10 protein-coding genes are annotated in these 11140 nt (G+C 49.3%); 2 read left to right on the top strand and 8 right to left on the bottom strand.

The genetic code is table 11. The features are described 5' to 3' along the window. Positions 1 to 109: 109 nt before the first annotated feature. From BZG82_RS12685 to BZG82_RS12675, 3 genes are all read right to left on the bottom strand, one after another. Positions 110 to 1303, bottom strand: coding sequence for an amino acid aminotransferase (locus BZG82_RS12685; protein ID WP_077479729.1), 1194 nt, complete (start codon positions 1301 to 1303; stop codon positions 110 to 112). Positions 1304 to 1461: 158 nt separating this feature from the next. After that, a complete protein-coding gene (gene asnS, locus BZG82_RS12680) occupies positions 1462 to 2862 on the bottom strand; it encodes an asparagine--tRNA ligase (protein WP_077765989.1) in 1401 nt (466 codons plus the stop codon). A gap of 101 nt (positions 2863 to 2963) precedes the next feature. Further along, on the bottom strand, positions 2964 to 4583 hold the full coding sequence (locus tag BZG82_RS12675; RefSeq protein WP_077765988.1) for a methyl-accepting chemotaxis protein: 1620 nt from the start codon (positions 4581 to 4583) through the stop codon (positions 2964 to 2966). A gap of 249 nt (positions 4584 to 4832) precedes the next feature. Here BZG82_RS12675 and queD point away from each other — a divergent pair, with 249 nt between their 5' ends. Next, a complete protein-coding gene (gene queD, locus BZG82_RS12670) occupies positions 4833 to 5195 on the top strand; it encodes a 6-carboxytetrahydropterin synthase QueD (protein ID WP_077455681.1) in 363 nt (120 codons plus the stop codon). Between the two features lie 108 nt (positions 5196 to 5303). On the opposite strand, the gene queE is transcribed toward queD, so the two are convergent. After that, a complete protein-coding gene (gene queE, locus BZG82_RS12665; protein WP_077765990.1) occupies positions 5304 to 5969 on the bottom strand; it encodes a 7-carboxy-7-deazaguanine synthase QueE in 666 nt (221 codons plus the stop codon). A gap of 264 nt (positions 5970 to 6233) precedes the next feature. Here queE and mlc point away from each other — a divergent pair, with 264 nt between their 5' ends. Continuing rightward, entirely contained in the window at positions 6234 to 7448 is a 1215-nt protein-coding gene (gene mlc / locus BZG82_RS12660; protein WP_077479726.1) for a sugar metabolism global transcriptional regulator Mlc, read from the top strand. Between the two features lie 107 nt (positions 7449 to 7555). Here the strand turns inward: mlc and sstT are convergent, their stop codons facing one another. The 4 genes from sstT to BZG82_RS12640 all read right to left on the bottom strand — a co-directional run bounded on the left by sstT (position 7556) and on the right by BZG82_RS12640 (position 11029). Beyond that, on the bottom strand, positions 7556 to 8773 hold the full coding sequence (gene sstT, locus BZG82_RS12655; protein ID WP_069586844.1) for a serine/threonine transporter SstT: 1218 nt from the start codon (positions 8771 to 8773) through the stop codon (positions 7556 to 7558). A 307-nt stretch (positions 8774 to 9080) separates the two neighbouring features. Beyond that, a complete protein-coding gene (locus BZG82_RS12650; protein ID WP_069586845.1) occupies positions 9081 to 9767 on the bottom strand; it encodes a ChrR family anti-sigma-E factor in 687 nt (228 codons plus the stop codon). Continuing rightward, positions 9760 to 10395: a sigma-70 family RNA polymerase sigma factor gene (locus BZG82_RS12645; RefSeq protein ID WP_077479724.1), complete on the bottom strand. Its 636-nt coding sequence runs from the start codon at positions 10393 to 10395 to the stop codon at positions 9760 to 9762. Before BZG82_RS12645 ends, BZG82_RS12650 begins: the two co-directional genes overlap by 8 nt. A 64-nt stretch (positions 10396 to 10459) precedes the next feature. Beyond that, entirely contained in the window at positions 10460 to 11029 is a 570-nt protein-coding gene (locus BZG82_RS12640; RefSeq protein WP_077765987.1) for an LON peptidase substrate-binding domain-containing protein, read from the bottom strand. Between the last annotated feature and the right edge of the window lie 111 nt (positions 11030 to 11140).

Raw genomic sequence — 11140 nt, 5'->3', positions numbered from 1 at the left:
GCTATGGGCTTTTTAATGATATTTTTGTTAATATAATGTTGCTTCAATTGGTCCATCGACAAAAAAAAGGGCCTGTCGGCCCTTTATGACATTTCGATGACAGTGGCGCTTAGTCTAAAACCTTTGCGATGGCAGTGCAAAGTGGCTCCATATTGGTGTGCGTCATACCCGCCACATTAAGGCGACCAGAGCCGACAATATAAACACCGTGTTCGGCTTTTAGCGCGTTCACTTGATCTTTGGTCAAGCCAGAGAAAGAAAACATCCCGTTTTGTTGCTCGATAAAGCTAAAGTCGCGATTAACGCCTTTGTCTTTTAATGTTGCTACAAACTCGGTTCGCATGGTTTTAATGCGATCGCGCATATCAGCAAGTTCTTGATGCCACTCTGCTTTTAGCGTGGGGTTATTGAGGATCTCTGTCACAATACCTGCGCCGTGGGCTGGTGGGTTAGAGTAGATCACGCGCGCGATGGCTTTCACTTGGCTAAAGGCAGTTACGGCTTGTTGCTGATCTTGTGCAACCAAAGTGAACGCGCCCACACGCTCATTGTATAAGCCAAAGTTTTTCGAGAAGGAGCTGGCGATCAACAGTTCTGGGCAGGTTTGCGTAAAGATACGTAGACCCGATGCGTCTTCTTCAACACCTTGCGCAAAGCCTTGATAGGCAAAGTCAAACATCGGCAGTAAGCCTTTGCGCTGACATAGCTCAGCCAAGACTTTCCATTCCGCATCGGTCGGATCGATACCGGTTGGGTTGTGACAACAGCCGTGAAGCAAAACCACATCACCACTGTTTGCTTTTTCTAGATCCGCGACCATGCCGGCAAAATCTTTGTCATTCTTCGCGGCATCGTAGTAGGTGTACTCGGCCAGAGGTAGGCCTGCGGCAGTAAACACGCCCTTGTGGTTGGCCCAAGTTGGGTTGCTGATCCATACCGTGACATCACCAAGGTGGCGTTTAATGAACTCGCCAGCAAGGCGTAACGCCCCAGTACCACCTGGCGCATGTGCAGTTTGAGCGCGTTTATCCTTGATAACCGAAGCCTGCTCACCGAATAGAAGCTGCTGAACGGCAAGGCCGTACTCCGCAGTGCCCGGGATGCTTAAATAGGATTTGGTGCTCTCTTTTTCGAGCAGCAATGCTTCGGCCTTTTTTACGGTTTTCAGCACAGGGGTTTCGCCGTGCTCGTTTTTGTATACGCCGACCCCCAAGTTGATCTTCGTTTCACGAGGATCCGCTTTAAATTCTTCAGTCAGTCCTAAAATGGGATCGGCGGGAGCGGCAGAAATTTTCTCAAACATTGGTGTCGTCCATGGTTAATGATGAATTAAACTCAGGCTGGGATCGTTATACCACTTGTTTTCTTGGATAGAAACCGCCCAGCCATGCCTAGAGATACCAAGCGTAACAATAGGCAAGAAAAAGGCTGCGTACTCGCAGCCTTTGAATGGTCTTTTACTTAGAAGCTCGCATTACGTGGCGAACGAGGGAATGGGATCACGTCGCGGATGTTGCTCATACCGGTAACGTAAGATACCAAACGCTCAAATCCGAGGCCGTAGCCGGCGTGAGGCACAGTGCCGTAACGGCGCAAGTCGCGATACCACCAGAAATCTTCTTTCTCGAGGCCCATTTCTTCAAGGCGTTGATCCAGCACGTCAAGACGCTCTTCACGCTGTGAACCACCGATAATCTCACCAATGCCAGGCGCTAATACGTCCATTGCAGCAACGGTTTTGCCATCATCGTTCATACGCATGTAGAAGGCTTTAATATCTTTTGGATAGTTCTTCACCACAACAGGCGCTTTGAAGTGCTCCTCTGCCAGATAGCGCTCATGTTCTGAGGCGAGATCAATACCCCATTCGACAGGGAACTCGAACGTCTTACCGCAGTTTTGCAAGATAGTGATCGCGTCTGTGTAGTCAACTTGGGCAAAATCAGCTTCAACAAATTTCTCAAGGCRCGTGATCACCTCTTTATTGATTCGCTGCTCGAAGAACTGCATGTCGTCACGGCGCTCATCCAAAACAGCCTTGAAGACATATTTCAGCATGGCTTCTGCTAGCGCTGCAGCATCATCAAGATCGGCGAAGGCCACTTCAGGCTCTACCATCCAAAACTCAGCCAAGTGACGGCTGGTGTTAGAGTTTTCAGCGCGGAAGGTGGGGCCAAAGGTATACACTTTGCTCAGCGCACAGGCATAGGTTTCAGCGTTTAACTGACCGGATACGGTCAAGAAAGCCTCTTTGCCGAAAAAGTCTTGGTCGAAGTCGACATCGCCTTGCTCTGTTTTTGGCACGTTGGCCATATCCAGCGTCGATACGCGGAACATTTCACCGGCGCCCTCACAGTCTGATGCGGTGATCAGCGGGGCAGACATCCAGTAGTAGCCTTGCTCGTGGAAGAAACGATGAATGGCTTGAGAAAGGGTATGACGAACACGAGCTACCGCACCAATCACGTTAGAGCGAGGGCGTAAATGGGCCACTTCGCGCAGGTACTCAATCGAGTGACGCGTCTTGGCCATCGGATAAGTGTCTGGATCGTCAACCCAACCGACTACCTTCACGGCAGTGGCTTGAAGCTCATACGCTTGACCTTTCCCTGGTGATTCCACCACATTACCGGTCACTTCAACAGAACAGCCTGCAGTTAAACGCAGAACGTCTTGCTGATAATTCTCCAGCTCATTGGGGACCACGGCCTGAATAGGGTCGAAACAAGAGCCATCATAAATGGCGAGGAAAGAAATACCGGCTTTGGAATCTCGGCGAGACCGAACCCAACCGCGAACAGTCACTTCAGTGTCGACTGCCGCCTTGCCGCGCAGGACGTCTACTACAGGCGCGTATGTCATAATTCGCTTCTATCTCCGTTTAGGGCAACTCGGTGGTCAATGCCACCGAGAAAGTGGATTTGCAAGTTAGACTAGCAAGTTTACCTGTATCTTGTGTAGCTTCAAGGCTTGAGGCGGTCTGAAAGTTGAAATTGTCCAATTAATCCTTCTAACTGTTCAACCAGTTGTTCGAGATTTGCACTGATTGCTTTCACTTCATTCGCATTATTGGCGGTATCGTTAGCGTGATTTTGAATACGCCCAACTTGCTCGAGCAAGGCGTCGGTCATTTGTGCTTGATGTTGGCTTTGTTGGCTAATGTCATCGGTATTATTGTTCACTGTGGTCACTTGCTCAGCAATATCAGCCAAGGCGTCAGAGAGCTGCATCACCGTCTCGGCACGTTGATTCGCACTTTCTGTGGTGGCCTCGACCGCTTGGGCGGATGCTTCACTGCCTGAACACAAGTTTTCAATAATGGTTTGGATTTCCCCGGTTGCATCATGGCTACGGCTGGCCAAGTTACGTACTTCTTCAGCGACCACGGCGAAGCCACGGCCTTGTTCACCAGCGCGAGCGGCTTCTATCGCTGCATTCAGCGCGAGTAAGTTGGTCTGCTCAGCGATTTCGCGGATCACGCCCAAAATGGTTGTCACTTGTTGGCTTTGCTGGTTTACATCCAAAATCTGGCTGCGTACTTGACCAATATCATCCATCAGTTTACGGATATCATTGGCGGCGACGTTGGCCAGTTCACTACCTTGATTCGCGCTTGTGGCGGCAGATTCGCTCAATTGTGCGGCCTCGCTCGTACGGCTTTGAATGTCGTGTTGATGCTGCTGAACATCATTGATGGCCGTAGACATATCATTGGTTTCATGACGTTGACTATCGGCGAGTTGGTCGGTATGCCCAGAGACGCGAATGAGGTTTAACGCTTCAGACGACAGCGTCTCTGAGGTACGTTGCACTTGTTGTAAGCTAGCAGAAAAATTATCGAGTAATTGATCACAGCTATTACATAGCTCGCCAATCTCGTCATTCCGTGTGTCATTCAAGCGCTCAGCCAAGTTTTTGTCGCGACTGGTTCGCTTCATAAAGGCCGATACGTGTTTGAGGGGGGATACCACCCAACGACGGATCACTGTCAGTGAGATCAGAAAGCCCAACACAGCGATACTGCCCATGATCCCAGCAGTGATCAGCATTTCTTTATCAATGGTGCCATAGAGCGGCTGTAAGTCATATTCGAGTCGAATAACGCCCAGCACAGTGCCTTCTTCCGCAACATGGCATTGTAGGCAATTGGTCCCGCGATAATCACTGCTGGCTTTCATTGGCAGTGCCACAACCAACCTCTTGCCGGATTCAGAGTCAAAGGTTTCGACAATGGTCTCGCCATCAAGCGCACGTTGGTCGATATTATCTTTTGGGGCTTGTTCAGGGTTGCCTGGACCGAAAAAGCGGGTGATCGCTTCTGCCCGAATAACACGTGCCTCTTCAATACCCTTGTGGGAAAGCATTTTGTCGCGCAGTGTATTGCGTTGGCTGATTGTGCCGGTCAGCATCAACATATTCAGACTATCGAAATAGTTGGATGCTTTATCGAGCGTTTGTTCACTGACTATCGAGGTCATCAGCGCTTTTTGCTGATGTGATTGATAGGCCAACGAGGTCACAAGCACCAGAGCGAAGACGAGAAAAAGCGAAAGGAGAAGTTTGCTCGCGAGAGTCATGCGCATGAGTCAACCGTTTGTTATTAAATTATATGTATGTCAATTGAATTCTGTCAGATCTATGTTAAACCGTGTCTCACCAGATGCCGCGATTCCCATATAAAATGTGTGATTTCATCGACGTAAATTGTCGCACCTTTGCGACGGGCAACGGTTTGCGTTGGCTATAATCGCGCTGATCTCAGGGATAGAGATTGTGTCGGTCAGGGAAGTTGAGTAGCATGCGCCATCTTGTTGTTGATGGGATTTGGCAGTATGACAACTGAACTGTTTAAAGAATTTACCTTTGAGGCCGCTCACCACTTACCGAATGTGCCAGAAGGACATAAGTGTGGGCGTTTGCACGGTCACTCGTTTATGGTGCGTTTGTATGTTGAAGGAGAGGTTGACCCACACACAGGCTGGGTGATCGACTTCGCTGACATCAAAGCCGCTTTCAAGCCTATCTATGATCGTCTTGACCACTACTATCTCAATGAGATTGAAGGGCTGGAAAACCCAACCAGCGAAGTGTTGGCGCGTTGGATTTGGCAACAGGTCAAGCCAAACCTGCCTTTATTAAGCAAGGTAATGGTGAAAGAAACCTGCACCGCAGGCTGCACTTACCGCGGTGAATAAATAAAAGCCGAGTGATAACACTCGGCTTTTTGATCGATATTCTTCATGTCGTGCGGTTGAACTCGCCCGCGAAGTATCGGCCGACACCCGAGTTTTTATCTATTTGCGCTAGGCAATATTTAAATATTTGTGCGTTTGTATCGACAAGCGCCAGCCGCGCGCAATACAGGTATCAATACATAGCTTGGTGGCACGAGACTTTTGACTGACAGGCTGTAGCGCAATGGTTGCCTTCGGTGAAGGTGGGCAGTCGCCAAGCAGCGCATCTAACTGTGCAATGTCTTTCTCGGTGCCCACAGGATGTTTGATTTCGTTCGCGCGCGCCATCGCACTGGCCAGTACCGGTAATTTGCCACGCATATTGATTTTAGGTGACACCGTGACCCAAGTCTGCGGACTGGCTTTGACCTCATATGTGCCACTGGTTTCAATTTGGCACTGACACCCAACCGCTTCTAGCGCCTCGGTTAAGGGCACCAAGTCGTATAGGCAAGGCTCCCCCCCAGTAATCACAATATGTTTAGCCTGATAGCGTTGGGTGATTTCTGTCGCAATATCTTTCGCACTCAGCCAACACCAAGCAGGCGAGTCTTCTGACTTATCGATAATAAATATTTTGTCTTGTTGATCGTTATCATCGGTTTCCCATGTTTGCTTGGTATCGCACCAAGCGCAGCCGACAGGGCAACCTTGCAAGCGGACAAAGACGGAGGGCACGCCAGTAAATGTGCCTTCTCCCTGAATAGTTTCAAATATTTCGTTTACTCGGTACATCATGCTTTCTGGCGGTTCGATTCGACGGCGCATTATGCCAATTTATCCTCCGCAGATCTTGCTTTTTCACGATTGATTGGATTTTTACCATAGTTACTAAATCGTATGGTTTCGTGAGGCTAAACGCGATTTTCACACCTGAAAGTGATAGATATCACGCGGCGACCTTATTGTGCTTCACAATTAGTTCGCAAAGTAAAAAAATTCAATTATACGCATCATCATGAATAGGATCGCCAGATCCCAGCAGTAATAGGACAGGGCATGATTATTGGGCAGCCGGGGCATATTGATCATATCAAGCGCAAAAATGCCGGCACAGTTTACAACTTGATCGACCGCTTTGGGCCTATCTCGCGCATCGAGCTTTCCAAACGCAGCCAGCTGGCACCTGCCAGTATTACTAAAATTGTCCGTGAGCTAATGGACGCACACCTTGTCAAAGAAACACAAATTCAAGAAACCAGTATGCGTGGTCGACCCGCCGTTGGGTTGATGCTGGACAATGACGGGTGGCAATTCTTATCGATGCGTTTAGGGCGCGGTTACCTCACGATGGCTTTGCACTCGTTAAGCAGTGACATTCTGGTACAAGAACGCCATGAGTTGGCGGTGATGCCTCAAGAGGCCTTGCTAGCGACCGTTGTCGAGTACGTTAAAGCCTTCTTTTCGCGTCATCATGACGTGGTGGATCGCGTGACAAGCATCGCGGTGTCGTTGCCGGGTTTAGTGAATAGTGCGCAAGGAACGGTCATTCAAATGCCGCACTTTGAGGTTAGCCATATGCCATTGGGACCCGTCCTGCATCGAGAAACAGGATTACCGGTTTTTGTGGGTAATGATACCCGCTCGTGGGCGCTGGCTGAAAAGTTATTTGGTAACGCGAAAGAATCAGATAGCGCGGTGCTGATTGCCGTTCACAATGGCGTTGGGGCTGGGATTATCCTAGAAGGAAAAGTACTCCAAGGGCGCGTGGGGAATGTGGGTGAGCTGGGTCATATTCAAGTGAAGCCATTTGGTAAGCGATGCTTTTGTGGCAATTATGGCTGCTTAGAAACCGTGGCAAGTTTAGCCGCGGTCATTGAGCAGGTAGAAACCTTGCTCGCAGAGGGGCACCCTAGTCAATTGCGCGGTAAAACCCTCACCATTGACGCGATTTGTGATGCCGCCGTCGCCGGTGATGCGTTGGCGCAACGCGTGATTACAGAGCTTGGCCATCACCTAGGAACGGCGATCGCCATCGTGGTGAATTTATTTAATCCGGAAAAAATATTATTTGGCGGCGAGTTTAACCGGGCGAAATCGGTGCTCTATCCAGCAATCATGGAATGCTTAAAGACGCAAACCATCCCTTTATACAGCCAAAACTTAGTGCTAGAAGAAAGTTATTTCTACACGCAAGCGACCATGCCGGGCGCTGCGATGGTGAAACAAGCCATGTACGACGGCAAACTACTCATGAAGGTACTGGAAGGCTAGTAACGAGCGCATAAACGAAAAAAGCAGGTGCCAAGCACCTGCTTTTTTGTATCAAACCTGAATGGGAGCGCTATCCGCCTTTTGCCGATAAAACGCCCTTTATCGGCTTATCCGTTTTTACGCTCTTCACCCATACAGGCTGCGGCGGTAAAGACTACGTCTGTTGAGCTGTTAAGCCCCGTTTCTGCTGAATCTTGCAACACACCAATGGTAAAGCCAACACCGACCACTTCCATGGCAATTTCGTGTGGGATACCAAACAAGTTACACGCCAGTGGGATCAGCAAGAGTGAGCCGCCAGCAACGCCTGATGCACCGCACGCAGACACTGCGGCAACAATGCTAAGCAGAATTGCAGTGGCAATATCCACTTCAATCCCTAAGGTATGTACCGCGGCGAGTGTAAGAACCGTGATGGTGATTGCCGCGCCACCCATGTTGATCGTTGCCCCGAGTGGAATCGAGACAGAGTAAGTATCTTCATCAAGCTTGAGCTTACGGCACAGCTGCATATTCACAGGGATATTCGCGGCTGAGCTGCGGGTAAAGAAGGCGGTAAGGCCACTTTCACGCAGGCAGCGGAAAACCAGTGGATACGGATTTTGGCGCGTTTTATAAAACACGATCAGTGGATTAACGATCAACGCAATCGTTGCCATACTGCCAAGGAGCACACCAAGCAAATGAATGTAGCCAAGCAGCGCATCAAAACCACTTTGTGCCAAGGTGTTGGCGACAAGGCCAAAAATACCGATGGGCGCAAAACGGATCACGAAGCGCACAATCATAGACACGCCTTCAGACACGTCAGAGAAGACGCGTTTGGTCTCGCTTGATGCATGGTGTAAGGCAATGCCCAAACCAATCGCCCACGCGAGAATACCGATATAGTTGCCGGACATCAGAGCGTTGACTGGGTTATCGACAATATTAAACAGCAAGGTGTTTAATACTTGGGTAATGCCTTCCGGTGGCGCGACAGCTGCATCGGTTGCGGCAAACTGTAAGGTCGTCGGAAACAAAAAGCTCATGGTAACCGCGGTCAAGGATGCCGCCAGCGTGCCGAGCAGGTAGAGGAAAATAATAGGGCGCATATTGGCGCGCTGACCTTTCTTTTGGTTAGCGATAGAGGCAGCAACCAAAACGAAGACCAAAATGGGTGCAACTGCTTTCAGTGCGCTAACAAAAAGCTTACCAAGTAAACCTGCTGTGCTCGCCAACTCAGGCGACAGATAGGCGAGTACGCCCCCGGCAAGAATACCTATAACGATTTGAAGTACCAACGAGTGACCTCGGCTGATACTGGCGAGTTGTGTTTGACTCATGTGTGTCTCACTTCACTGTGTTTTTTATCAATGGCTGTTAATGAATCGTTAGAAGTGGGGAATTAAACCAGTTTGATTCACCCTATGTAAAGTGAAAATTGATACTTTGCACTAGTTAGGTGGGATTCTGTCAGTCAGTTGGCATTAAATGAAAGTTTCTTTAGTGTAATTATTCTGTTATCACGGCGCTAGATGTGAGGAAATCGTTTTAATGCGCCGAGCATTTGTACGCATTTATTGTCTTGAACAGCATAAAAAAAGGCGGCTTTCGCCGCCAAAGATAGGATAACAACTAGCACAAGGATTTTTAGTAAATCGCATGACCCACGGTATTAAGTAGCTTACTCACACCCTTAGTAAAGTGCAGTGGCGCATTCGCGACCGTGTAGCACAGGCACCCGTCTTTGGTGGAGGGGGTGTGATGATGTCGACTATCCAACAAAATAAAGTCACCCGGCGAGTATTGCCCGCTTTCATCTTCAAAGGTGCCATCGAGTAACAGCGTCAGCTCATAGCCTTTGTGTGTATGGGCTGGAACCGAGCCGCCTTCGTCGATATGTAAGAAGCTCGCACGTGTGGCGCCTTCTTCAAGATTCAGCCTTGCGCGTTGCACCTTGCCGAATGATAACCAATTCGAATCACTAAAACGCTGCAGTGCGCGTGGTAGTGTGTAGGTTTTGTCTCCAACCCGAATCTCGTTAGAGCGAGCGACTTGAATGCGTGATGCCTCGTCTTGTTCAGGTGCGTCGAAAATCGCACTCATCATGTCCGCTTCTAGATCATCGTCCCAAGGCAGAGTGCCTGCCGCGAACTCGTGCTCGGTCTCAGCCTCTTCAAACGCAGCTAATGCTAGCGCTTCTTCTTTCGCACTCACATGCTCACGGCATTGTTGACATAATTCAACGTGTGCAGAGAGAGCAATCGCCATGGATGTCGGTAATTGGCCGGCTGCAAAGGCATCCAGCAGTTCGGAAGAAGGATGATATTTAATCATTGTTGACCTCCAGATGATTGCGCAGCTTCTCGAGCCCGAGTCGCAAACGCGACTTCACGGTCCCTAATGGAACATTAAGTTGGTCCGATAGCTCTTGGTGGGTGAGTTGCTTTAAGTACACACCACGCACCACCTGTTGTTGTACTTCAGGTAATTCATCAATGAAGGATAATAATTCCTGATCCATCATGTGCTGAGCACCTGAGTCGGTTTCATTGTCTTGTTGGCCGGATTCCAGTATCGGCCAAATCTCGTCGCTAAAATTGTCTTCGCGGTTCGATTGCACCTTGCGGAGCATATCGAAACTAATGTTACGCATGATGGTAAACACCCAGGTCGTTGCCGCCCCTTTCTCAGCGTTGTAAAGATGGGCTTTTCGCCACACTACCAACATGGTCTCTTGGACAAGCTCCATTGCCTGTCCGTCTGCGCGCAGATGTTTGGTCCCATAAGATCGGATCTTCGGGCCAAAAAAGCGAAACAAACGCTCAAAAGCGACACGATCTCGCTGTTCCGCAACGCGTAATAATAGCTCCGCCAACTCTTCCTTCGTCACGTCAGTCATTGTGGTACGTGTATTCCGTCTCGAGGTTGAAGCTTCAGTATACATGGTTTGAGGCGCAGTCATAGTTGAGTCCTATCTGTCAGTGCCGTCCATCTGACATCCCAATACGCACCACAAATCATTTGGATCACTCGACGTGTTCTTCAAGCAGTTGGTGAATGAATTGCTTGGCCTCATCGGCGGAGTCTTGTGCGATAAACCATTGTTTCTGCGCACTCGTGAGGGGAAGAATCTCTAACCAACGCTGACACGCCCAGGTGACATCCTCGAAATGAGGCTGTTGATACTGCTCGGCGTGATCAGGATGAGCAGCAAATATGTGCTTGAGGCTGGTGGCAATGCGCGCTTGCACCTCATCGTCCGTATTATCGACATAATCATCGTGTGGCCAATCATGCAGGGTACGTATATCACCCAACCACAATTTGTCGGGCGCTTGTTCGGTTGACATAATTTCCACCCGTTGTCGGCCCGCAATGGTTATGCCCAGCAATCCATCGGGAAGCGTCTCGAAATCAACGATATCGACCAAAGTACCGTATTTATAAAGCCGCTGACCTTGCATCATTGCAAGGACAAACCCTTCTCCGTTGGCGGTACATTCGCGCACCAACCGTAAATAGCGGGGTTCAAAAATACGTAGTTTTGCTCTGCCACCCGGTAACAAAAATAGGGGCAAAGGAAACAGCTTGGTCATATCCGCGCCTCCTGATAATTAATTGAACATGCTGACTAATACGCGCCCTTAGCGACAAGCGATCAAGCTTCCAGAGAATCGCATAAACAATGATTGACATCTTTTTCTTAT

The sequence above is a fragment of the Salinivibrio sp. PR5 genome, from assembly GCF_001996085.1.
Taxonomy (GTDB): Bacteria; Pseudomonadota; Gammaproteobacteria; order Enterobacterales; family Vibrionaceae; genus Salinivibrio; species Salinivibrio proteolyticus.
The sequence above is the reverse complement of the archived record's forward strand: the minus strand, read 5'-3'. Positions and strand labels throughout refer to the sequence as shown.

Coding starts and splice junctions, on each gene's coding strand:
- BZG82_RS12640 (WP_077765987.1), bottom strand. CDS start 11,029: ATGACCAAGCTGTTTCCTTTGCCCCTATTTTTGTTACCGGGTGGCAGA.
- BZG82_RS12645 (WP_077479724.1), bottom strand. CDS start 10,395: ATGACTGCGCCTCAAACCATGTATACTGAAGCTTCAACCTCGAGACGG.
- mlc (WP_077479726.1), top strand. CDS start 6,234: ATGATTATTGGGCAGCCGGGGCATATTGATCATATCAAGCGCAAAAAT.
- queE (WP_077765990.1), bottom strand. CDS start 5,969: ATGTACCGAGTAAACGAAATATTTGAAACTATTCAGGGAGAAGGCACA.
- BZG82_RS12675 (WP_077765988.1), bottom strand. CDS start 4,583: ATGCGCATGACTCTCGCGAGCAAACTTCTCCTTTCGCTTTTTCTCGTC.
- queD (WP_077455681.1), top strand. CDS start 4,833: ATGACAACTGAACTGTTTAAAGAATTTACCTTTGAGGCCGCTCACCAC.
- sstT (WP_069586844.1), bottom strand. CDS start 8,773: ATGAGTCAAACACAACTCGCCAGTATCAGCCGAGGTCACTCGTTGGTA.
- BZG82_RS12650 (WP_069586845.1), bottom strand. CDS start 9,767: ATGATTAAATATCATCCTTCTTCCGAACTGCTGGATGCCTTTGCAGCC.
- BZG82_RS12685 (WP_077479729.1), bottom strand. CDS start 1,303: ATGTTTGAGAAAATTTCTGCCGCTCCCGCCGATCCCATTTTAGGACTG.